Origin of the sequence: Allobosea sp. 47.2.35 (genome assembly GCF_024655635.1) — a bacterium.
In the GTDB taxonomy this organism is placed as follows: domain Bacteria; phylum Pseudomonadota; class Alphaproteobacteria; order Rhizobiales; family Beijerinckiaceae; genus Allobosea.
The window spans coordinates 20,162-41,973 of sequence record NZ_JANLGI010000010.1 but is presented as its reverse complement, the minus strand read 5'-3'; the positions used below and the strand labels follow the sequence as shown (position 1 = coordinate 41,973).

The window sequence follows — 21,812 nt, the reverse complement described above, 5'->3', positions numbered from 1 at the left end:
TAGCGTGCACGCGCCGGACGGGAAAGGCGATTGCGCGCCATCCGCCCATGCGGCTTTTCCCTTGCGGGCGTGAGGCGCGCGGCTTAGCTCCGGCGCATGACGATATCGAACGACGACGAATTGCAGGCACTGAAGGAGATCGGCGGCATCGTGGCCCGCGCGCTTGCGGCCATGGGCAAGGCGATCGAGCCGGGCATGACCACGGCCGAGCTCGACGCGATCGGCCGCGGCTACCTCAAACGCCATGGCGCGCGCCCTGCCCCGGAACTGGCCTATGAATTCCCCGGCGCGACCTGCATCAGCGTCAATGAGGAGATTGCCCACGGCATTCCCGGTGCGCGGCGCATCCTCGCGGGCGATCTCGTCAATATCGACGTTTCCGCCGAGAAGAACGGCTTCTTCGCCGATACCGGCGCGTCCTTCGCCGTGTCGCCCGTCAAGCCGAAGCTGGAGAGGCTGTGCCGCGACGGCCGGCGGGCGCTCTGGGCCGGCATCGGACAGGTCGGCGCCGGCAAGCCACTGGCCGGGATCGGGCAGGCCGTCGGGCGCTTCGCCCAGAAGAACGGCTATACGCTGGTGCGCAATCTCGCGAGCCACGGTGTCGGCCGCTCGCTCCACGAGGAGCCGACCGAGATCGCGACCTGGCCGGACCGTAAAGAGCGTCGGACCATGACGAACGGGCTCGTCTTCACCGTCGAGCCGTTCCTGTCGCTGGGCGCGGACTGGGCGGAAAATGCCGATGGCGATCGCTGGACGCTCTACAGCCACCCGTGTGCGCCGACCGTCCAGTACGAGCATACCGTCGTGGCGACGCCGCGCGGAGCGGTCGTGCTGACCCTGCCCGGCTGAGGCCAGGTCAACGCAATACCATGTGCCGGCTCAGCCTGATCTCGAGCCTGTCCCAGACGCGGCGGATGATCTCGACCAGCACGAGATAGATCAGCGCCGCGTAGAGATAGATCGTGAGGTCGAAGGAGCGGGCGAAGGCGAGCCGCGTCGCGCCCATCAGGTCGAACAGCGTCACCAGCGAGACGATCGCGCTCGACTTGATCATCACGATCAGTTCGTTGCCGAGCGGGCGCAGCGCCAGGATCATCGCCTGCGGCAGCACGACGAGGCGCAGCGTCGACCAGCGATGCAGGCCGAGCGAGAGCGCGCCCTCGAACTGGCCGCGCGGGATCGCCTGGATGGCGCCGCGCAGGATCTCGGCCTGATAGGCCGCCGTGTTGATGGTGAAGGTGAAGAGCGCGCAGAAGAACGGCTCGCGGAAGAACCACCACAGGCCGATGCCCTGCCAGAACTCGCGGAACTGGCCGAGGCCGTAATAGACGAGGAAGAGCTGGCAGAGCAGCGGCGTGCCGCGCAGGAAGGTGGTGTAGCCGCTCACCGCCATCCGGGCCCAGCGCGGGCCGTAGAGCCGGGCAATGGCGAGGCCGAGCGCCAGCGCGAAGCCGAGGGCGACCGAGATCGCGACGAGTTCGAAGGTGACCCAGAGGCCGTTCGCCATCCGGCAGCCGTAGTTCTGCAGGACCTCGCTGCCGACGAGATAACCGGGATATTCGCACCAGTTCATCGCGTCGCTCCGCCGAAGGCGGCCTGGCCGCGATTGGTGCGCTGTTCGAGCTTGTCGATGCCCCAGGCCGAGACCAGCGAGAAGAAGAAATAGAGCAGCATCGCGGTGCCGAAGAACAGGAACGGCTCCTTGGTCACGACATTGGCCCGCGTCGCGATGAACATGATGTCCTGCAGGGTGATCACCGAGATCAGCGAGGTCTCCTTCAGCAGCACCATCCAGTTATTGCCGAGGCCGGGCAGCGCCACGCGGATCAGCTGCGGGAAGACGACGAGCCGGAAGGCCTGCGCCTTCGACAGGCCGAGTGCGGCGGCGGCCTCGCGCTGGCCCTTCTGGATCGAGTTCAGCGCGCCGACCCAGACCTCGCTGGAGAAGGCGGCGAGCACCATGCCGAGCGCGACCATGCCGGCACCGAAAGGTGGAATCGAGAAACCCGACCAGACCTGCTGCACCAGAATCTGGATGCCGAAATAGATGATGTAGAGCGTGAGGAGCTCCGGCACGCCGCGGAACACGGTAGTGTAGATCGTCGCCAGCGCGCGCAGCAGGATGTTGTCGGAGCGCTTCAGGAGCGCGATGACGAGGCCGAGCCCCAGGCCGAATGGCAGGGTTGCGAGCGCGACCGAGAGCGTCGTGGCGGCGCCCTGAAGCAGCGCCGGCCCCCAGCCGGAAGGGCCGAAGCCGAGCAATGCGAATTTTTCGAGCATGGGGTGCCGTGCGGGAGAGAATGCTCGCCGGCGCGAAAGCGCCGGCGAGGGTCAGGCGTTTGCAGGCGTCACTTGGCGAATTTCAGCCACTTGTCCTGGATCTTCTGGTTCGAGCCGTCGGCGGTCGTCTCGGCGATCGCCTTGTCGAACATCGCCTTAAGCGCAGTATCGGACTTGCGGATAGCCGCACCGACACCCGGGCCGTGAATGGCGTCATCGCGCTTCACCTCGGCGACGAACTTGCAGCAATCCTTGCCCTTGCCGGTCAGGAAGTCCGAGAGGGCGAGCGCGTCGGCGACGATGTAGTCGAGCCGGCCGTTGATCAGGTCGAGATTGGCCTCTTCCTGGGTCGGATAGAGGCGCGGCGTCGAGTCCTTGTAGTATTTCTCGAGATAGTTGGCGTGGATGGTCGAGCCCTGGGCGCCGATCGACTTGCCCTTCAGCGCCGCCGGCGAGATGTCGTCCGACTTGGTGCTCTTCGGGCCGATCATCCAGATCGGGGTCTTGTTGTAGGGCGTGGTGAAGTCGACCTGCTTCTTGCGCTCATCGGTCGCGTTCATGCCGGCGATGATGACGTCATACTTGTTGGCGAGCAGCGCCGGGATGATGCCGTCCCAATCCTGCACGACCCAGGTGCATTTCACCTTCATCCGCTCGCAGAGCAGGTTGCCGTAGTCGATCTCGTAGCCTTCGAGCTCCTTCTTGGCGTTCAGGTTGTTGAAGGGTGGATAGGCGCCTTCCGTGCCGATCCGGATTTCCTTCCACTCCTTGGCCTGGGCGAGCGCCCCTGTCGCGCCGACGACCGTCAACGCCGCCGCCGCGATGAAACGAACGAAACTCTTCATGGGACCTCCGCAGTTCAGCCGGCCGGTCTTGCTGTTATCCCGGTCCGGTTCTGTGGCGACAGATTGGGCGCAGTTTCGTTCCGCTCGCAAGAGGGAGCGATGCAGCTTTTCGCAGCTTGCACGCCCAAACCGACGGCTGGCGCCCCAAAGCGGCCCAGACCAAAGGCTGAGAGGTTCTGTCCGGGCGGAAGGATCGGCGCCCGGCTCAGCGGCGGGCGTCGAGCACCGCGACGATCCAGATCGCGAGACCGCCGAGCGCCAGCGCCGCGCCGACCCAGCCGGTCGAGGTCCAACCGTAGCCGGCCGCGATCGCCATGCCGCCGAGCCAGGGGCCGAGCGCATTGGCGGTGTTGAAGGCGCTGTGGTTCAGCGCGGCAGCCAGCGTCTGGGCATCGTCGGCGACGTCCATCAGGCGGGTCTGGAGCATGGCGCCGAGCCCGCCGCCGCTTCCGATCATGAAGATGACCAGCGACACCGCCCAGATATTGCCGGCCGCGAAGGGAAAGGCCGCCAGCCAGAAGGCGCTCCAGAGCAGCATGGCCGCCGTGGCCGGAACGAGCGCACGATCGGCGGCCCAGCCGGCGACGAGCGTGCCGGCGGTCAGGCCCATGCCGAAGATCGCGAGCACGACCGGCACGAAAGCGGGCGAAACCTCGGTCACCACCATCAGAGTCGAGGCGACATAGGTATAGACGGCGAAGAGGCCGCCGAAGCCGATCGCTCCCGTCGCCAGCGTCAGCCAGACCTGCCGGCGCTTCAGCGCGCCGAGCTCCCTCAAGGGGCTCGCGCCCGGCTGGACGGTGTCGCGCGGCGCGAACAAGGCGATCAGGACGACCGTCAGCAAGGCGAGGCCAGCGACGATGGCGAAGCCCGAGCGCCAGCCCAGCACCTGCCCCATCCAGCTCGCGGCGGGCACACCAAGGATCGTCGCGACCGTCAGGCCGAGCATGACGCGCGCCACCGATTGCGCCCGGCGATTCGGCGCCGAAAGCGAGGCCGCGACCAGCGCCGCGACGCCGAAATAGGCGCCATGCGGCAGACCGCTCAGGAAGCGGAAGACCAGCATCCAGTGATAGGTCGGGGCGAGCGCGCTTAAGCCGTTGCCAAGCGCGAAGAGGCCCATCAGCCCGATCAGCAGCGTGCGTCGGGGAATGCGTGCCGCCAGCACGGCGATCAAGGGCGCGCCGACGACGACGCCGAGCGCATAGATGCTGATGACATGGCCCGCCGTCGGCTCATCGATGCCGAGCCCCGCTGAGAAATACGGCAGCAGGCTCATCGCCGCGAACTCGGTTGTACCGATGGCGAAACCGCCCATCGCGAGCGCGAACAGCACGAGCCCTGCCGAAACAGGCGCATGGGCGGACGTGGATACGTCCAGGCTGCGATCATTCGCGGCGAGCGTCATAGCGGGGCTTTCGCGGAAGGGCAGCGAATTGCTGCGTCGCAGCATGAAATAGCCATGCATGACTGAACGATCAACGCCGCCCATGGCGATATTTCATGCAATCAACGCATATCGTTTTGGCTGCCGGGCGTTCACGCCCGAATGCGCTATAAGGCGGCATCCCAGACAGGCGAGAGCAACGTGATACCCTGGACCACCCTCGACACCGCAGCCTTGCCGGATGGCAGCGGCGACCTCCGGCTGAGGCAGCGCGGCACCGAGTTCTCGATCATGCTCGGCAGCAACGAGCTGATGAACAGCCGCCTCAGCGGGTCGGAAGAGGCGCTGGCGACCCTGGTCTGCGAACGCCTCGGGCAGCGCCGGCAGCCGAGCGTCCTGATCGGCGGACTGGGGATGGGGTTCACGCTGCGGGCGGCGCTTGCCCATCTGCCTGGTGATGCGCAGGTGGAGGTGGCCGAACTGATCCCCGCCGTCGTCGCCTGGGCTCGTGGACCGATGGCGGCGGTTTTCGCCGATTGCCTCGACGACCCGCGCGTACAGATCAGCGTGACCGATGTCGCCGCGGCGATCGCGGCCGGCAAGGGGCGTTACGACGCCATCCTGCTCGATGTCGACAACGGCCCGGAAGGGCTGACCGTCGCCGGCAACGACCAGCTTTACGGCGCTGCGGGCTTGCAGGCCGCCAAGGCCGCGCTGCGGCCGGGCGGCATTCTCGCGGTCTGGTCCTCGGGGCCGGACCACGGCTTCACCCGGCGGCTGCGCCACGCGGGCTTTGCCACCGAGGAGGTGACGGCGCGCGCCCGCCGCACCGGCGGCGGGGCTCGGCATGTGATCTGGCTGGCAACGCGGCCCTGAAGGCCGCCGAAGAGCCGCTCAGTTGACGAGGCAGAAGCCCTCGCACGGCGCGGCCGCCACCGCCGTAGCAAAGTCAGAGATCGCCTTCTGCGCCTCCGGCTTCAGCGAGGGGCGGACCTGCTGGAGCGCCGAGACGAGCGCGTTGCGGTCCGGCGGAGCGAGCGCGGAAGCGATGCCGGCAGCGTTGTCGGCGAAAGCCTGCGCGATCAGCTGACGATTCGCATCGCGCAAACCGGGGGCTCGCAGCGCCAGAGCCGAGCCGACGACGATCTCCTGCAGGCCGAGCCGCATCTGCCGCAAGCCCTGCGCCCGGGCCTCGGTCTTGTCGTCGTCCTTCAACCTGAACGAGAAGTCGTTGATCGCCGAGAGGGCGCCGCCGGCGGCCTGGAGAAGGAAGACGCGTGCGCGGGTCAATTCGTCCTGGAATTCGACCGCATTCGCCGCCTGGTCAGCCTCCTTGCGGCCCGGTTGCGGCGAGAACAGCGCATAGACCTGCAGGATACCGGCCTGCTTCTGGACGATGTCGAGCAGCGTCGGGAGATCGTTGGCACCATAAGGCGCCTTGCCGAGGATGGCCGGCGCGTTCCAGACATCGGCCAGCACCTTGCCGTCGACTGGGTCCGACAGACGCGGCGGGGTCGGCTTGCCCTCGTAGAGCTTGAACAGCGACTCGACGGAGGCGAAGGCGGCGTCCAGGTAGACCTTGCCGTTCGCCGGCACCTCGGCGCGGGCAGCGGATGCCAGCAGGCAGAGCCCGCTTATCGCGGCAACCCGTGCGATCAATCGAATCCGAATCATGGTCTTCCTTTTCCCGAAGCGCGCGCCTCAGCCAACAGGCAGAGCTCGGTGAAGAGCACCTGCGCCGCGCACTGCGCCGTGTTGCTGGTCGCGTCATATTGCGGGGCGACTTCTACGACATCCGCGGCGACGATGTCGCGCCCCTTCAGCGCCCGCAGGATCGCCAGGGCCTCGCGCGGGCTCAAGCCGCCGACTTCCGGCGTCCCCGTGCCGGGCGCGAAACCCGGATCGAGCGAATCGACATCGAAGGAGACATAGGTTGGCCCGTCGCCGATCACGGCCAGCGCCTTGGCGATCACCGCATCGATGCCGAGATCGTCGACCTCGTTGGCGTGGATCACGGTCATCCCGGATTCGTAGGAGAACTCCCAGAGATATTCGGCGCCGCCGCGGATGCCGATCTGGATCACGCGCTCGGGATCGAGCACGCCATCGAGCACCGCCTGCCGGAACGGCCCGCCATGATGGAACTTCGACCCCTCATAGGGGCCGGAGGTGTCGCAATGGGCGTCGATATGGACCATGCCAACCGGGCGCTTCGCGCCGACAGCCTTCAGGATCGAATAGGTGATGGAGTGGTCGCCGCCGACGGCGAGCGGCGAGACGCCGGCCTCGACGATCGTCCTGAAGGTCGCCTCGATATCCTCGTGGCAGCTCTCCAGCGAATAGCGCGAGCGGAACGGAACATCGCCGATGTCGGCGGCCTTCAGCATGGTGAAGGGCGCGGTGCCCAGCGCATGGTCCATCGGCCCCATGCGCTCGATCGCGCGGACGGCGCGTGGGCCGAGGCGGGCGCCGGCGCGGTTGGTGACGCCAAGGTCCATGGGCACGCCGATGATCGCGACATCAAGCCCGCCGAGCCCGGGCGCCGTCAACGCGTCGGGGCGATAGGGAGCGCCGACGAATGTCGCGACATCCGCGAAGGGCCATTTGCGCTTGTCGCCGGTGAACTGCGCTGCCGCCACCTTGGCGAAATGCGGATCGTGAATATCGCCGCCTCCGGCCCCGGCATAACGCTGCCGCAGCTTCGCGAGCTTGCCCTGATCCATGCCAGCCTCCGCCTTACGCCTTTCAGCCGGGGATGCGTTCGAGCATCACCACCGGCCCGTTCTGATACTCGACCTGTCCGAAGCTCTTGTAGCCGAGCTTGTGCGCCACGCGGAAGGAGGCAAGATTTTCGGGCGCGATGATGCAGACGCTGCGGCGCTCGCCATGGGTTGCGGCGAACCAGCGATGGGCGGCGGCGGCCGCCTCCCCCGCATAACCCTTGCCATGCGCCGCGCTCGCCAGAATCCAGCCGGCTTCGGGGGCGTTGTCGAAATCGGAAGACAGGCCCCGGCAGCCATCGAACAGCCCGACTTCGCCGACGAGGGCCCCGCTCCGCTTCTCGACGACCGCGAACATGCCGTAGCCGCGCAAGGTCCAATGGCCGACGATGCGGGTCAGCCGGTGCCAGGCCTCCTCGCGATTGAGCGGACGGCCACCCAGGAAACGGACAACGTCGCGTTCGCTGCGCATCGCGTGGATCGCGTCGAGATCGTCGATCTCAGGGCGGCGCAACAGCAGGTTTTCGGTCTCGATCATGGCCGCTTTAACCACCCGGGCAGAAGCGCGCCAAGACGGGAGCGGAAACTAGCCGAAAGTCGCAAGAATCGACGATGAAATCCCTCGCGCTTCGAAAATCCATTCGCTACAACCCGACTCCGAACGCCGGGCGGCAGAACCTGTTTCGAAACGCCCGCATCCCCCCAGACATCCGAGGAGAGTGCCTAGATGAAGCGTCGTCAGTTTATCCAGACCGCCGCGGCCGGTGCCGCCGCGACCGCCGTCGCCATGCCGGCCGTCGCCCAGTCGAGCCCGGAGATCAAATGGCGCCTTGCGTCGAGCTTCCCGAAATCCCTCGACACGATCTATGGCGGCGCCGAGGTCATGGCGAAGATGGTCTCCGAGCTGACCGACGGCAAGTTCCAGATCCAGGTCTTCGCGGCTGGTGAAATCGTCCCCGCACTTCAGGCGGCGGACGCCGTGACCAACGGCACCGTCGAGATGTGCCACACCGTCTCGTACTACTATGTCGGCAAGGACCCGACCTTCGCCGTCGCCGCCTCGGTGCCGTTCGGCCTCAACGCCCGCCAGCAGAACGCCTGGCTGTTCCAGAACGGCGGCAACGAGCTGTTCAACGAGTTCTACAAGAAGTTCAACATCTACGGCCTGCCCTGCGGCAATACCGGCGCGCAGATGGGCGGCTGGTTCCGCAAGGAGATCAAGTCGGTCGCCGATCTCCAAGGCCTCAAGATGCGCATCGGCGGCATCGCCGGCTCGGTGCTGAGCAAGCTCGGCGTCGTACCGCAGCAGATCGGCGGCGGCGACATCTACCCGGCGCTCGAGAAGGGCACGATCGACGGTGCCGAATGGGTCGGCCCCTATGACGACGAGAAGCTCGGCTTCTCGAAGGTCGCGCCCTACTACTACTATCCGGGCTTCTGGGAAGGTGGCCCGTGCGTTCATGCCTTCGTCAACCTGGAGAAGTGGAACGCCCTGCCCAAGGCCTATCAGGCCGCGCTGACCGCCGCCTGCACCTATGCCAACACGCAGATGGCGGCGCGCTACGACGTGGTTAACCCGCCGGCGCTGAAGCGTCTGGTCGCGGCCGGCACCCAACTGCGGCCCTTCCCGCAGGACGTGATGGAAGCGAGCCTGAAGGCCTCGAACGAGCTTTATGCCGAAATCTCGGCCAAGAACGCTGATTTCAAGAAGGCGATCGACGCCATGGCCGCCTTCCGCTCCGACCAGTATCTCTGGTGGCAGGTCGCGGAGCTCAGCTTCGACGTCTTCCAGGTTCGCACCCGCGCTCGCTGATCGCGCGGACGCCACGACGGTTCATCGACGCAAGGCCCGGCTTTCGCCGGGCCTTGTTGCATTTCAAAGCCTGCTTCTGCCCCCTGCTCTCACATGATCGATCTGTGAAAAACGAGCTTCGGCGCCGACTCATGACGAATTTGCATGATTGCCATGCAAATGGCTCTTGCGCCCGCGGACAGACTGCTTTCCTCTCAGACGTTCGCGACGACCGGAAAACCGGCGTGCATTGCCTTTGAGGGAGGGCAGATTTTATGAAGCGTCGTCACTTTTTGAAGGTTGCCGGGGCCGGGGCCGCAGCGGGGACAATAGCAAGTCCGGCAATCGCGCAATCCATGCCCGAAGTGAAGTGGCGCGTCACATCGTCTTTCCCGAAATCGCTCGACACGATCTACGGCGCGTCCGAAGTGCTGGCGAAGGCGGTCTCGGAGGCGACGGACGGCAAATTCCAGATCCAGGTCTTCGCGGCCGGCGAGATCGTGCCGGCCTTGCAGGCCGCGGACGCGGTGACCAACGGCACGGTCGAGATGTGCCACACCGCTTCCTACTACTATGTCGGCAAGGACCCGACCTTCGCCTTCGGCACGGCCGTGCCGTTCGGGCTCAACGCCCGCCAGCAGAACGCCTGGTTCTACCATGGCGGCGGCAACGAGCTTTTGAACGAGTTCTACAAGAAGGCCAATATCTATGCGCTGCCGGGCGGCAATACCGGCTGCCAGATGGGCGGCTGGTTCCGCAAGGAGATCAAGACGCCCGCCGACCTGCAGGGCGTCAAGATGCGCATCGGCGGCTTCGCCGGGCAGGTGATGAGCAAGCTCGGCGTCGTGCCGCAGCAGATCGGCGGCGGCGACATCTATCCGGCGCTGGAAAAGGGCACGATCGACGCCGCCGAGTGGGTCGGCCCGGCCGATGACGAGAAGCTCGGCTTCAACAAGGTCGCGCCCTATTACTACTATCCCGGCTGGTGGGAAGGCGGCGCCTCGCTGCATTTCTTCATCAACACGAAGAAATGGGACGAACTGCCGAAGACCTACAAGTCGCTGCTCACCACGGCGGCAGCCCATGCCAATATCGACATGCAGGCGAAATACGACGCGCGCAATCCGGCCGCGCTGAAGCGCCTCGTCGCCGGCGGCGCACAATTGCGGCCGTTCTCGCCCGAAATCCTCGAAGCCTGCCTGAAGGCCTCGAAGGAGGTCTATGCGGAAACGTCCGCCAAGAATCCGGACTTCAAGAAGATCTACGATTCGATGTCGGCCTTCCGCGGCGATGCCTATCTCTGGTTCCAGATCGCCGAATACACCTTCGACAATTTCATGATCCGCTCGCGCATTTCGAATCAGCTCTGATCCAACGGAGCCCGTAGCGCGAGGGATACTCACCCCGGCGAAAGCCGGGGTTTTTCCGTTGCGGTGGCCGCGGTGCCGGCCTTGCCACAACTGCGCCTTGCTGGCTCACTAGCAAAGATGATCGCCACGGAACCCAGCCATGCTCCGCATCGCCCTTGCCCTGCTTCTGACCGGCCTTGCGACGGCCGCTGTGGCGCAGTCGATCGGCGAGCCGTTGCCGCGCAAGGCCTCCCCGTATGAATCCTCCGCCAAGCCCGCTCCCAAACCGGGCGCGGCGGCCCGCCCCTGCCCGGAATACGGTGCGGGCTTCGTCCGGATGGAAGGATCGTCGGTCTGCGTGCGGCTCGGCGGCGGCGTCCGCGCCGAGTTCGGTAAGAGTTCCCGCAACGGCTATGGCAGCCGGGCCGACGGCATGGTCTATCTCGAAAGCCGCGGCCAGACCGCGCTCGGCCCGGTCCGTTCGGTGGTCAGCGTGCGCGGGCAGATGAATCGCGGACTCGATTCCGGCCCGTTCCGCTACTGATCACCCGCATTACCGCAGCAGCCGCGCGACCTCGTCACGCAGCACTGGCAGCAGCTCCGACTCGAACCACGGGTTGCGCTTGAGCCAGGCATTATTGCGCCAGGACGGGTGCGGCAGCGGCAGGACACGTGGAAACACCGGCCGGGCAAGGATTTCGCGCCAGTTCGCGACCGTCACCGAGAGGTTGGCGGCTTCCTTAGGACCGAGATGCCAGCTCTGGGCATAGCGGCCGATCGCTAGCACGAGTTCGATGCGTGGCAGCGCCGCGAAGACGCGGGTTCGCCAGACCGGCGCGCATTCCCGCCGCGGCGGCTTGTCGCCGCCCTTGGCGTCGAGGCCGGGAAAGCAATGGCCCATCGGCACGATCGCGACCTTCGCCGCATCATAGAAGGCCGTCTCGTCGGTACCGAGCCAGTTGCGCAGGCGCACGCCCGAGGGATCGGTGAAGGGCCGGCCGCTGGCGTGGACACGCGTTCCGGGCGCCTGGCCGGCAATGCAGAGCCGGGCAGTGGCTGCTGCCTGGATGACCGGACGAGGCTGATGCGGCAATGGCGGCAGGTAAAGCGGCACATCGCGGCAGATGCGGCAGGCGCGCAGCTCGGCCAGTACCTCGTCGAGCGCCTCGGCGGCGCTCATCGGCGCGCCAGCTTCGACCGCCCCGGGACCTGCGAGATCAACCCGTCGCAGACCCAGTCGGACCGCTTCGCGGCATAGCTGTAGGGATCGCCCTTCTCGACTCGAGCAAGGCCGTTGATCCGGCCGCTCGGGCGGCTGCGGATAACGATGAGCTCGCCGCTGGTCTCGATCGCGAAGCAGTAGGTGCGGCGCTTCTCCTGCGGGCCATAATAGTAGCAGACGGAGTCCTGCGTCGTCGTCCAGCAGGCATCGGTGTTGGTTAGATGGCGATTATGCCCGCTCGCCCGGCCGTCCGGGTGATGATACTCGCTGAACGGCAGGTTGCTGCCGGAGTATCGGCCCGAGACGGTGTTGCCCTCGAAGAGCTGCTTGATCTGATCGCCGGTCAACCGCTCGACCGCTGATGCCTGGCTCGCGGCAAGCAGGCCCAGCATGAGCATCACGGTGCGCGCGAGCCGGGACATCAGCGCCGCGCCAGCTTCCGGCTCATCGGCGGCTCGGGCGCCCGCGAGATCAGCCCGTCGCAATACCAGGGCGTGCCGTTGTCGGTATGGTTGCGCGGGTTGCCGAGTTCGATCTTGGCGAGCGCATTGACCATGCCGTTGCCGCTGTTGCGCAGGACGTAGAGATCGCCGCTCATCTCGACCGAGAAGCAATGCACCGTCCGGTCGGTCTGCGGGCCGTAGTAGTAGCAGATGCGATCCGGCTTGGTGATCCAGCAGGCATCGGTATTGGGCTGCCAGCCGTTATGCCCGAGCGCCTGGCCATTGGGATCGTGATACTCGGTGAAGAAGCCGCCATTGGTGTAGCGACCCGAGACAGTGTTGCCCCGGAAGGCGCGCTCGATCGCCTCGCCGCTCAGCCGCTCAGCTGCTGGCGCGAGCGTCGGAATCGCGAGAACGGCGAGCAGGGCCAGGACGAACCGACGCATCAGACCTTCCAGCTCGGCCGGCCGGACAGTTCGCCATGCCAGCGGCGGATATGGACGAAGTCTTCCGGCAACGGGATGCGCGACGGCTTCATGAAATCGATGGCGATGCCGGCGGTGATATCGGCCACCGTCATGACCTCGCCGCAGACGAAGGGATTGGCGGCCAGCTGCAATTCGAGCAGCCAGAGATGGTCGTCCATCTGGTCGCGATTGGCCTCGGCCCATTCCGGCACCTGGTCTTCCAGCTCCGCCATCGAGGGATGGCTGTGGCGGAAGACGGCAGCGACGCTGGCGAACAGCCCGAGCTCGACGCGACGGTTCCACATCTCGATAGTCGCCTGCTCCTTCGCGTCGCGTCCGAAGAGCGGAGGCTGCGGATGAAGCGCCTCGACATAGCGGCAGATCGCGATCGTCTCGGCCAGCGCCGTACCATCGTCGAGTTCGAGGACCGGCAGGCGCTGGGCAGGGTTGATCCGAGTGAAGGCCTCGGTCTTATGCTCCTTCTTGGCGATATCGACCGGCACGAGCTCCGGCAGCGGCACACCCTTCTCCGCGAAGAAGATGCGAACCCGTCGTGGATTCGGCGCCCGCCCGCCGTCATAGAGCTTCATCAGATGTTCTCCGTCTTCGGCCGTACCCGATCACGGCCCACGCCGGAAGGTCAACCGGATTGCCGGCGCTTCATGACGCGATCATGGCGGAAAGCCTCAGCGCGATTGGCTGCGGCGCCAGGCTTCGGGACGCTCGAACTGCATGGCCCAGATGCCGCGGCCGGCAGCCCGGGCCTCGTCCTCCTCGGCGCGATAGGCGCCGTAGGAGACCGCATGGCCCTCGCGCACCATAATCGCGTTGATATCGGTGTCGCCCTGCCGGCAACGGGCGAGCCCGCGGCCATAGCGATCGGCCTTACCGATCTCGCAATGCGTCACGCCGCGCGCCAGCATCGCCTGCAAGGCGCGACGGGCCTCGCGTCCGCAGGCGACCGACCTGCCGTCGCGCGCCATGCAATTCTGCCGGTATTCGGGCGCGTCGATGCCTTCCAACCTCAGCTCCTCGCCGAGCAGCCGGACCGAATCGCCGTCGATCGCCTGGGCCGTGCCGACGAGTTCCCGGGCCGGGCCGAGCCGGTATTGCAGGATCGCACCAGCCAGTCCGAGAAAGCCAAGCAGGCCGAGCGCCACGACGAAGTCGACCGGCCGGCCGACGCGGCGCCAACCGAAGGGTCCATAGCGGGAGCGACCGAATCCGAAGGGTGCCATCAGGAAGAGCTTAACGATTTGGTGTCCATGATGGCGAGCCGGCCGCTGCATGCCGCAGCGGCCGAACGAGGATACACGCTCCCGATCATGACGGAAGTGACGGCCGAACAGGTGCAGCGCGGGCGCGGGCCCGACCCCTCGGCCGTGGCGCGCCGGAAGCTGGTCACGCGCGAGGTCAGGTCGGCGCGCGAACGGCTGACCTCCTCCACCGGGCTAGAGCGCGCCTTCGACAACGAATTGCTGCGCGTCTTCGCGCAATACCGGATCTCCGGCTCGGCCGGCACGCTGGTCCTGGCGCTCGGCATCGCCGCGGCCGCCTGCCTCTGGCTGCCCACGCCGCTGGTCGCCGTCTGGAGCGGCATCGTGCTGCTCACCACGATGATCATCGTGCTGATGGCGCGGCGTTTCCTCGCCAAGGCTCCCGACGAGGTCCGGCTGAAACTCTGGCGCCGGCTCTTCGCCTTCGCGGAGGGGATGCATGGCATGGCCTGGTCGCTGCTGCTGCTGCTGTTCGTCCAGGTCGATGCACCCGGCGCCAAGGTCTTCGTGACCACCGCCCTGCTGGTGGTCAGCGCACTCACCGTCATGCTCTCGGCCACGATCCCGCTCGCGGTCTATACCGGGCTGACCCCGATCATCCTCGGGATCATGGTCTTCTTCTGGGACCGGCGCGACATGGACAGCGTCACCATGGCGCTGATGGCGGCCTCGGCCCAGCTCTTCTTCATCTTCCTCGCCAACCGGCTCTATGCGAGTTCGGTCGCCTCGATCGTCTTCAGGGCCGAGAAGGACGCGCTGATCGCGGAGCTGGAGACCGCCAACGCCAATTCGGACGAGGCCCGGCGCAAGGCGGAAGAGGCCAATCTCGCCAAGTCACGCTTCCTGGCGACGATGAGCCATGAATTGCGCACCCCGCTCAACGCCATCCTCGGCTTCTCCGAGGTGATGAAGAACGAGATCTTCGGCGGGCACGCCAATGCCGCCTACAAGGAATACTCGGCCGATATCCACGGCTCGGGCCAGCACCTGCTCAACCTGATCAACGAAATCCTCGACCTGTCGCGCATAGAGGCTGGCAAATACGAGCTGAACGAGGAGGCACTGTCCCTCCCCAGCATCGTCGACGAATGCCAGCACATGCTGGCGCTGCGCGCCAAGGCCAAGGGCCAGAGCATCCGCGCGCTGGCGGAGCCCAGCCTGCCCCGCGTCTGGGCCGACGAGCGCGCCATCCGGCAGGCCGTGCTCAACGTGCTCTCGAATGCGATCAAGTTCACGCCCCAGGGCGGCGAGATCACCATCAAGGTCGGCTGGACGGCCACGGGCGGGCAATATGTTTCCGTGAGCGATACCGGCCCCGGCATACCCGAGAACGAGATCCCGATCGTGATGCAGAGCTTCGGGCGCGGTTCGCTCGCGATCAAGACGGCCGAGCAGGGCTCGGGGCTGGGCCTGCCGATCGTCAAGGGGCTGATCGACCTGCATGGCGGCGGCTTCCACCTGAAATCCAAGCCGCGCGCCGGCACCGAGGTGACGATCACATTGCCGGCCGAGCGCGTGATGGACACGCTTGCCGCCCTGCCCGAACCGAAGGCGAAGCCGCGCGCCGCCTGATCCAGCCGCCCGAATCTCGCCTCATCGCTCGGCGACATCCTGTCACAGCCTCGTTCAGGCATTTCCTCCAGCCTCTCGGACCATCGGACCATGAACCGGAAAACGCGCGTCGCCGTGCTCTATGGAGGTAAGTCGGGCGAGCATGAGGTGTCGCTGAAATCAGCGGCTTCCGTCCTGCGCTCTATCGACCGCGACCGCTTCGAGCCCGTGCCGGTCAGCATCGACAAGCAGGGCCGCTGGCAATGCCACGACCTGCGCCGGATCGAGGCGGCCAATACCGAGAGCCTGCCGATCCCGACGGATTCGCCGATGATCCGGCTGGAGCCGCAGGGCGAGCACACCGCGATCCTGCCGGCTGACAGCGCGGCAGCGGCGATCGCGCCGGTCGATGTCGTGTTCCCGGTGATCCACGGTCCGCTCTGCGAGGACGGTGCCGTGCAGGGCCTGCTGGAACTGGCCGGGGCAGCCTATGTCGGCTCCGGCGTGCTGGCCTCGGCGGTCGGCATGCACAAGGACATCGCCAAGCGGCTGGCGGCCCTCGCCGGCCTGCCGGTGGCGCCCTATCTCGCCCTGTCGCGCCGCGATTGGCGCCGCGATCCGGCAGGCTCGGCCAAGGCCGCGCAGGCAGCGCTCACGCTCCCCATCTTCGTCAAGCCCTGCAACATGGGCTCCAGCGTCGGCGTGCATAAGGTGAAGAGCTGGGCGGCCCTCGGCGCCGCGCTCGACGATGCCTTCCAATACGACACCAAGGTTCTGGTCGAGCAGGGCATCAATGCCCGCGAGATCGAGGTCGCGGTGCTCGACGGCGATCCGCCGGTGGCGAGCGTCGCGAGCGAGCTCAATGCCGGCCCGCAGCACGAGTTCTATTCCTACGAGGCCAAGTATATCGACCAGGACGGCGCCAGCGTCGACCTGCCGGCCAAGCTCGACGCCGAGCAGATGGCGCGCGTGCGGCAGCTCGCGATCGACGCCTTTCTCGCGCTGGAATGCAGCGGGCTGGCGCGCGTCGACTTCTTCCTCGATCGCCAGAGCGGCGCCTTCTACTTCAACGAGATCAACACGCTGCCGGGCTTCACCGCGATCAGCATGTATCCGAAGATGATGGAGGCCTCCGGCCTGCCCTACCCCGCGCTCATCACCCGCCTGATCGAGCTGGCGCAGGAGCGCCATGCCGAGCGGGCGGGCCTGAAGACGGATTACGCGGGCTGACGCGCTCGCTGTCGTTCCGGGGCGCGCCGCAGGCGCGAACCCGGAGTGACAAAGGGCCTCAATCCTTCCGCGCGACCTGGGCCTGCTCGAAGGTCGCCATGCCCGAATGGACCGCTGCCGCCGCCTTGACGAGGCCGGCGGCGAGTGCTGCGCCCGAGCCCTCGCCCAAGCGCATGTCGAGCGCCAGCAGCGGCACCTTGCCGAGGCGGGCCAGCACGTCGGCATGGGCACCTTCGGCCGAGAGATGGCCGGCGATGCAGTGGTCGATGGTCGAAGGCTCGATCGCGTGCAGGATCGCGGCGGCCGCCGTCACGACATAGCCGTCGAGGATCACCGGGATGCGCTGCGAACGGGCGGCGATGATGGCGCCGCAGATCGCGGCCACCTCGCGCCCGCCGAGGCGACGCAGCACTTCGAGCGGGTCCTTGAGATGGGCGCGATGCAGGGCGAGACCCGCTTCGACCGCCGCGAGCTTGCGCTTCAGGCCCTCGTCGTCGACGCCGGTGCCGCGGCCGCACCAATGCGCGGCATCGCCGCCATAGAGCGCCGCATAGATCGCCGCCGCCGAAGTGGTGTTGCCGATGCCCATCTCGCCGAGGCAAAGCAGGTCCGTGCCGCCGACGAGCGCTTCCATGCCGAAGGCCATGGTGGCGACGCAGGCGCGCTCGTCGAGCGCATCGCCTTGCGTGAAATCGCCGGTCGGCAGGTCGAGCGCGAGGTCGAAGACCTTGAAGCCGAGATCATAGGCCGCGCAGATCTGGTTGATCGCCGCGCCGCCGGCTGCGAAATTCTCCAGCATCTGGCGCGTCACCGCTTGCGGATAGGCCGAGACGCCCTGCGCCACGACGCCGTGATTGCCGGCGAAGACGCAGACCAGCGGTCTCCGCACCTCGGGCGGGGCCTTGCCCTGCCAGGCGGCGAGCCATTCGGCGATCTCCTCCAGGCGGCCAAGGCTGCCGGCCGGCTTGGTGAGGTTGGCGTCGCGGGTGCGTACCGCATTCGCCGCCGCCATGTCGGGGCCGGGCATCTGCGCGATGAGGTCGCGGATATCGTCGAAGGGCAATCCGGAGGCGGCCATGGCTGTTCCGTCTGGCAAGGGGGCTGCGGCCGGCGCGAGAGCGTGGCGGCAAAGTCTGCGCTGCTGCTATAGGGTCGGGAGCGTGAAGACAATCGAGCGAGACGACGCGGCAGGCATGGCAGAGGCCGAAACCACGACCGAGACGCGGCCGCCGGACTGGCCGGGCTGGGGAATCGCGACCGCGATCTGCCTGCGCTTCTGGTCGCGCCTGCCGGTGCCATTGCTGCCGGGCGAGAGCGACGGCCATGGCATCCCGGACTTCCGGGAGGTGCCGCGTGCCCTGCCCTTCGCGGCGCTGGTCATCGCCGCGCCGGCCGCGCTCGTCGCGCTGGGCGCAGGGCTGGCGGGCCTCAGCGGGTTCGTCGTTGCGGCGCTCGCGCTGACCGCGATGGCGCTGACGACCGGTTCCTTCCATGAGGACGGACTGGCAGACACCGCCGACGGGCTCTTCGGCGGGCATACGGTCGAGCGGCGGCTGGAGATCATGAAGGATAGCCGCATCGGGTCCTATGGTGCGCTGGCGCTGGGCCTGTCGCTGCTGCTGCGGGCGAGCCTGATCGCGATGATCCTCGACCGCTCCGGCGCCTGGGCGGCGGCTGCCGCGGTGCTCGTCGCGGCGCCCTGGTCCCGCGCCGAAGGGCTGTTCATGCTGGCGACCCAGCCCGCCGCGCGCAGCACCGGCGCGGCCGCGGCCGTCGGCCAGCCGACGGTGCTCACGGCGCGGATCGCGCTGGGCCTCAGTCTCTTCCTCGCGACCGGGATCGGGCTCGCGGCGCAATTGCCGATCGCCGGTTTGCTGATCGGCTTTGCGATGGCGCATGGCGCCGCGGCGGTGCTGTCGCGCATGGCGCGGGGGCTCATCGGCGGGCAGACGGGCGACATCCTCGGCGCCGCCCAGCAACTCGCCGAGATCGCGATCTATCTCGGCCTCGCGCTGGCACTCGGTTGGGCCGGGCGATGACTGCCGTCTCGACGCCCTGCATCAAGATCTGCGTGATCGATCCCGTCAGCAAGCTCTGCAAGGGTTGCGGCCGGACACTCGCAGAGATCGCGCAATGGGGTCGGCTGAGCGAGGCTGAGCGGCTCGCGATCATGGCGGTTCTGCCGAAACGACTGGCCGATCGCAGGGCCTGACGATCAGTCTTGATCCGCGCCGGCCAGCTCGACCAGCGCATCCCCCGTCAGGCGATAGAACACCTTCTTCGGGTACGGGACCGCGCCGAGGCCATCATAGAAACGCAGCAGCGACGCATCGTCGGCGTCGGCCGTCCAGTCGATGCGGCGATGGCCGCGCTCCAGCGCGAGCTCCGCAAGCGCCGCCATCAGCCTGCGACCGAGGCCGGCACCGCGCGCCGCATCCGCGACGTAAATCTCCTTGAGGAAGAAGCCTGTCTTCAGGCCCGGCCCCGGATAGAGATTGCAGGCGGAGGCGAAGCCGAGAACCGCCCCGCCCTTCATCGCAATCAGGATATCGACACCGGCCGGCAAGGCCGCGAGCCCGGCGAGAATGTCCTGCACCGGCGGACACGGCACGCTGTAATGCCCCTGCATCTCGACCATCAGCGCCGCCAGCGCCTTATGGTCTTCGGGCTGCAGCAGCCGGATCGCGATCTCGCTCATGGCCGAGGGCCTCAGTGGATGAGCGACCAGATGAAGCGGCTGGCGACGAAGAGCAGGAAGATGCCGAATGCGACTTCGAGGCGCCGCTTCGAGAGTTTGTGCGCGAGGCTGGCGCCGATCGGGGCTGTCCAGATCGAGGTCGGGATGAACAGAATCATGCCGATCAGCGAGACATAGCCGAGCGAGAGCGGCGGCAGGATCGCCATCTTCGGCCAGCCGGCATAGATGAAGCCGAGCGCGCCGGGGATCGAGATCAGCACGCCGAGACCCGACGAAGTCGCGACCGCCTGATGGATCGGCCGGCCATAGAAGGTCATGAACAGGCTGGAGAGCTGGCCGCCGCCGATGCCCATCAATGCCGAGAGCACGCCGATGACGCCGCCATAGGCGACCATCAACGGCTTGCCGGGCATGTCCTCGCCGAATTTCCAGCGATCGGCGGCGAAGAGCAGGCGGATGGCCGAGATCAGCGCGACGATGACGAAGATGATCTTGAACAGGTCGGCCGGCGCATAGCGGGCGATCCAGCTGCCGAAGATCACGCCGATCACGACGGGAACGGCCCAGACCTTGAGGATCGAGAGATCGACCAGCCCCTTGGCCCGGTGCGCGTTGAAGGAGCGGATCGAGGTCGGGATGATGACGGCGAGCGAGGTACCCACCGCGAGCGGCATGCGCACCTCGTCGGCGACCCCGATGACGCGAAAGACCTCGTAGAGCACGGGCACGATGACAGCACCGCCGCCGACGCCGAAGACACCGGCGAGAAGCCCGGTGACGGCACCAGCCAGCACGAGCGAGACGGCGAGGAAGGCGAGATCGCCGAGGGGAATGCCAGCAAGCATGACGAGAGATCCGGTGAAGCAACCCGATCTCTCGGCCATTTGGCCGGCGGGGGCAAGATGCCACCCCCGCATGGCCGCCGTGTATATGAGAGCCGCCCGCCTCAGCCGCGCGCGGTGTCGAGGATCGGCGCGAAGCCGCCATAGACGACGCGCTTGCCGTCGAAGGGCATTTCCAGCGCCGCCATGCGCGGGTCTTCCATCATCTTGCCCCAGGCGGCGGCGCGCACCTCCCTGGACGGCCACTCAACCCAGCTGAACACCACCGTCTCGCCGGTTTCGGCCTTCACCGCGCCCTTGAAGTCGGTGACCTTGCCGTCGGGCACGTCGTCGCCCCAGGCATCGACGACGCGGCGGGCGCCGTATTCCTTGAACAGGGCCGCGTGATTGGCCGAGAAATCGCGGTAATCCGCCTTGCGCTCATCCGGTACGGCGACGAGGACGCCGTCGAGATAGCCCATCGAACCGCCCTCGCCTTCGTCGAGGATCGAGGCGAAGCCACCATAGATCATGCGCTTGCCGTCGAAGGGCATGGTCTCTCCCCATTGCTTCATGCGTGGGTCGTTCATGATCTTCTGGTTGGCGGCATCGCGCGTCGCCCGGTCGGGATATTCGAACCAGGAGAAGACCACGACCTCGTCCGGCGTCGCCTTCACAGCGCCCTTGAAGTCCGTGACCTTGCCGTCCGGGACGTCGTCGCCCCAGGCCTCGACATGGCGCCTGACGCCGAATTCCTGGAACAGCGGCGCCGCATCGGCCGCCATCTTGAGGTACTCTTCCTTGTTCGCGGCGGGCACCGCGACGACGAAACCATCGACATAGGCCATTGCACATCTCCCTGTTCGCGGCTGCCGGGCGCAGCCCCTTCGCAAAATGTTGATATCAACGCGATCGACCCGGAATGGGTCCGTGAAATCGCCTTCAATCGCAGCAGGAACTCACCGCGAGCTCGGGCTGGAAGCTCGCCGCGCCGAGCGGCTTGCTGGGATAGCGATCATGATGGCGGACCCAGTCCATGATGCCGACCTCGTTGCGTCCCTTCGGGGTCATGTCGAGGAAGTTATGGGTGCCGATCAGGATGTCGCCGCCGCGGGCATAGGTCGAGTAGGTGTGGAAGATCTCGCCGGCTTCGTTGCGATAGAAGACGCTGAAGCCCGGCATCTCGCCGCCCTGCCCGTCATGCAGCGCGTAATTGTACTCGTAGCGCCCGGCCGCCCGCTCCTCCGGGCTCGGCGAGACGTGGAAGTCGTAGTTGAAGTCGCTGTTGGCCGAGGAGACCCAGGGGAAATCCCAGCCCATGCGGTGCCGGAAATTCTGGAACTCGGCGTAAGGAGCCCGCGAGACCACGACAAGGCTGACATCGTGATGCCTGAGATGCCGGTTGGCGCCGTCGAAATGATCGGCGAGGAAGGAGCAGCTCGGGCAGCCCTCCCGGGCGCCGGGCCCGAACATGAAGTGATAGATGATCAACTGGCTGTTGCCGGCGAAGAGATCGCCCAGCGACAGCGCGCCATCCCAACCTTCGAAGGTGTAGGTCTTCTCGATCCTGACCCAGGGCAGCGCGCGCCGCTCGGCCGAAAGGGCGTCGCGGCGGCGCGTCAGCGCCTTCTCGTTGGCGAGGTGGACCTTGCGCGCGGCAAGCCACTCCTCACGGGATACGATCCTGTGTTCCATCGTCTCCTCTCCTCCAATTCCCACCGGCACCGGGC

General features: G+C 66.9%; 26 protein-coding genes. 9 read left to right on the top strand and 17 right to left on the bottom strand.

Features of this window, described 5'->3' with window-relative positions:
* Window positions 1-96: 96 nt before the first annotated feature.
* Entirely contained in the window at window positions 97-849 is a 753-nt protein-coding gene (gene map, locus NUV79_RS13945; protein WP_257733691.1) for a type I methionyl aminopeptidase, read from the top strand.
* A 7-nt stretch (window positions 850-856) separates the two neighbouring features.
* Here map and NUV79_RS13940 read toward each other — a convergent pair whose 3' ends face one another.
* From NUV79_RS13940 to NUV79_RS13925, 4 genes are all read right to left on the bottom strand, one after another.
* Window positions 857-1,573, bottom strand: a complete 717-nt coding sequence (locus tag NUV79_RS13940; protein ID WP_257733690.1) for an ABC transporter permease — start codon at window positions 1,571-1,573, stop codon at window positions 857-859.
* On the bottom strand, window positions 1,570-2,280 hold the full coding sequence (locus tag NUV79_RS13935; RefSeq protein ID WP_257733689.1) for an ABC transporter permease: 711 nt from the start codon (window positions 2,278-2,280) through the stop codon (window positions 1,570-1,572). The genes NUV79_RS13940 and NUV79_RS13935 overlap by 4 nt, the downstream gene beginning before the upstream one ends.
* A 68-nt stretch (window positions 2,281-2,348) precedes the next feature.
* Window positions 2,349-3,125 (bottom strand): transporter substrate-binding domain-containing protein, encoded by a 777-nt coding sequence (locus tag NUV79_RS13930; protein ID WP_257733688.1) that lies wholly within the window; start codon window positions 3,123-3,125, stop codon window positions 2,349-2,351.
* A gap of 205 nt (window positions 3,126-3,330) precedes the next feature.
* Window positions 3,331-4,533, bottom strand: a complete 1,203-nt coding sequence (locus tag NUV79_RS13925; RefSeq protein ID WP_257733812.1) for an MFS transporter — start codon at window positions 4,531-4,533, stop codon at window positions 3,331-3,333.
* Window positions 4,534-4,713: 180 nt separating this feature from the next.
* Between NUV79_RS13925 and NUV79_RS13920 the strand changes: the two genes are divergently transcribed.
* Window positions 4,714-5,388, top strand: a complete 675-nt coding sequence (locus tag NUV79_RS13920) for a polyamine aminopropyltransferase (protein WP_257733811.1) — start codon at window positions 4,714-4,716, stop codon at window positions 5,386-5,388.
* 18 nt (window positions 5,389-5,406) lie between these two features.
* Here the strand turns inward: NUV79_RS13920 and NUV79_RS13915 are convergent, their stop codons facing one another.
* Genes NUV79_RS13915 through NUV79_RS13905 form a run of 3 tightly spaced genes read right to left on the bottom strand, consistent with a single transcriptional unit; the run spans window position 5,407 to window position 7,770 of the window.
* On the bottom strand, window positions 5,407-6,186 hold the full coding sequence (locus tag NUV79_RS13915; protein ID WP_257733687.1) for a hypothetical protein: 780 nt from the start codon (window positions 6,184-6,186) through the stop codon (window positions 5,407-5,409).
* A complete protein-coding gene (gene speB / locus NUV79_RS13910) occupies window positions 6,183-7,235 on the bottom strand; it encodes an agmatinase (RefSeq protein WP_257733686.1) in 1,053 nt (350 codons plus the stop codon). The genes NUV79_RS13915 and speB overlap by 4 nt, the downstream gene beginning before the upstream one ends.
* Window positions 7,236-7,257: 22 nt before the next feature.
* Window positions 7,258-7,770 (bottom strand): GNAT family N-acetyltransferase, encoded by a 513-nt coding sequence (locus NUV79_RS13905; protein WP_257733685.1) that lies wholly within the window; start codon window positions 7,768-7,770, stop codon window positions 7,258-7,260.
* 189 nt (window positions 7,771-7,959) lie between these two features.
* Here NUV79_RS13905 and NUV79_RS13900 point away from each other — a divergent pair, with 189 nt between their 5' ends.
* The 3 genes from NUV79_RS13900 to NUV79_RS13890 all read left to right on the top strand — a co-directional run bounded on the left by NUV79_RS13900 (window position 7,960) and on the right by NUV79_RS13890 (window position 10,917).
* Complete coding sequence (locus tag NUV79_RS13900; protein ID WP_257733684.1) at window positions 7,960-9,045, top strand: TRAP transporter substrate-binding protein; 1,086 nt, start codon at window positions 7,960-7,962, stop codon at window positions 9,043-9,045.
* A 254-nt stretch (window positions 9,046-9,299) separates the two neighbouring features.
* On the top strand, window positions 9,300-10,394 hold the full coding sequence (locus tag NUV79_RS13895; protein ID WP_257733683.1) for a TRAP transporter substrate-binding protein: 1,095 nt from the start codon (window positions 9,300-9,302) through the stop codon (window positions 10,392-10,394).
* A 139-nt stretch (window positions 10,395-10,533) separates the two neighbouring features.
* Window positions 10,534-10,917, top strand: coding sequence for a porin (locus NUV79_RS13890; protein WP_257733682.1), 384 nt, complete (start codon window positions 10,534-10,536; stop codon window positions 10,915-10,917).
* Between the two features lie 9 nt (window positions 10,918-10,926).
* Here the strand turns inward: NUV79_RS13890 and NUV79_RS13885 are convergent, their stop codons facing one another.
* From NUV79_RS13885 to NUV79_RS13865, 5 genes are all read right to left on the bottom strand, one after another.
* The gene (locus tag NUV79_RS13885; protein WP_257733681.1) at window positions 10,927-11,553 is read right to left on the bottom strand and encodes a uracil-DNA glycosylase family protein; all 627 of its coding nucleotides are present in this window, start codon (window positions 11,551-11,553) and stop codon (window positions 10,927-10,929) included.
* On the bottom strand, window positions 11,550-12,017 hold the full coding sequence (locus tag NUV79_RS13880; protein ID WP_257733680.1) for a hypothetical protein: 468 nt from the start codon (window positions 12,015-12,017) through the stop codon (window positions 11,550-11,552). The genes NUV79_RS13885 and NUV79_RS13880 overlap by 4 nt, the downstream gene beginning before the upstream one ends.
* Window positions 12,017-12,484 carry a hypothetical protein gene (locus NUV79_RS13875; RefSeq protein ID WP_257733679.1) on the bottom strand — a complete coding sequence of 156 codons (468 nt, stop codon included), beginning with the start codon at window positions 12,482-12,484 and terminating at the stop codon, window positions 12,017-12,019. The genes NUV79_RS13880 and NUV79_RS13875 overlap by 1 nt, the downstream gene beginning before the upstream one ends.
* Window positions 12,484-13,095 carry a glutathione S-transferase family protein gene (locus NUV79_RS13870; protein WP_257733678.1) on the bottom strand — a complete coding sequence of 204 codons (612 nt, stop codon included), beginning with the start codon at window positions 13,093-13,095 and terminating at the stop codon, window positions 12,484-12,486. Before NUV79_RS13870 ends, NUV79_RS13875 begins: the two co-directional genes overlap by 1 nt.
* Window positions 13,096-13,191: 96 nt before the next feature.
* Window positions 13,192-13,743 (bottom strand): thermonuclease family protein, encoded by a 552-nt coding sequence (locus tag NUV79_RS13865; protein ID WP_257733677.1) that lies wholly within the window; start codon window positions 13,741-13,743, stop codon window positions 13,192-13,194.
* 87 nt (window positions 13,744-13,830) lie between these two features.
* Here NUV79_RS13865 and NUV79_RS13860 point away from each other — a divergent pair, with 87 nt between their 5' ends.
* On the top strand, window positions 13,831-15,354 hold the full coding sequence (locus NUV79_RS13860) for a sensor histidine kinase (protein WP_257733676.1): 1,524 nt from the start codon (window positions 13,831-13,833) through the stop codon (window positions 15,352-15,354).
* A 90-nt stretch (window positions 15,355-15,444) separates the two neighbouring features.
* Complete coding sequence (locus NUV79_RS13855; RefSeq protein WP_257733675.1) at window positions 15,445-16,563, top strand: D-alanine--D-alanine ligase family protein; 1,119 nt, start codon at window positions 15,445-15,447, stop codon at window positions 16,561-16,563.
* 58 nt (window positions 16,564-16,621) lie between these two features.
* On the opposite strand, the gene cobT is transcribed toward NUV79_RS13855, so the two are convergent.
* Window positions 16,622-17,641, bottom strand: coding sequence for a nicotinate-nucleotide--dimethylbenzimidazole phosphoribosyltransferase (cobT, locus tag NUV79_RS13850; protein ID WP_257733674.1), 1,020 nt, complete (start codon window positions 17,639-17,641; stop codon window positions 16,622-16,624).
* A gap of 115 nt (window positions 17,642-17,756) precedes the next feature.
* Between cobT and NUV79_RS13845 the strand changes: the two genes are divergently transcribed.
* Both NUV79_RS13845 and NUV79_RS13840 read left to right on the top strand, forming a co-directional pair.
* A complete protein-coding gene (locus NUV79_RS13845; protein WP_257733673.1) occupies window positions 17,757-18,602 on the top strand; it encodes an adenosylcobinamide-GDP ribazoletransferase in 846 nt (281 codons plus the stop codon).
* The gene (locus NUV79_RS13840) at window positions 18,599-18,775 is read left to right on the top strand and encodes a DUF1289 domain-containing protein (protein WP_257733672.1); all 177 of its coding nucleotides are present in this window, start codon (window positions 18,599-18,601) and stop codon (window positions 18,773-18,775) included. Before NUV79_RS13845 ends, NUV79_RS13840 begins: the two co-directional genes overlap by 4 nt.
* Before the next feature lie 3 nt (window positions 18,776-18,778).
* Here the strand turns inward: NUV79_RS13840 and NUV79_RS13835 are convergent, their stop codons facing one another.
* From NUV79_RS13835 to NUV79_RS13820, 4 genes are all read right to left on the bottom strand, one after another.
* Entirely contained in the window at window positions 18,779-19,261 is a 483-nt protein-coding gene (locus NUV79_RS13835) for a GNAT family N-acetyltransferase (RefSeq protein WP_257733671.1), read from the bottom strand.
* Between the two features lie 11 nt (window positions 19,262-19,272).
* Window positions 19,273-20,106 (bottom strand): sulfite exporter TauE/SafE family protein, encoded by an 834-nt coding sequence (locus NUV79_RS13830; protein ID WP_257733670.1) that lies wholly within the window; start codon window positions 20,104-20,106, stop codon window positions 19,273-19,275.
* A gap of 101 nt (window positions 20,107-20,207) precedes the next feature.
* Window positions 20,208-20,930: a DUF1428 domain-containing protein gene (locus NUV79_RS13825; RefSeq protein WP_257733669.1), complete on the bottom strand. Its 723-nt coding sequence runs from the start codon at window positions 20,928-20,930 to the stop codon at window positions 20,208-20,210.
* A gap of 94 nt (window positions 20,931-21,024) precedes the next feature.
* On the bottom strand, window positions 21,025-21,777 hold the full coding sequence (locus NUV79_RS13820) for a DUF899 domain-containing protein (RefSeq protein ID WP_257733668.1): 753 nt from the start codon (window positions 21,775-21,777) through the stop codon (window positions 21,025-21,027).
* Between the last annotated feature and the right edge of the window lie 35 nt (window positions 21,778-21,812).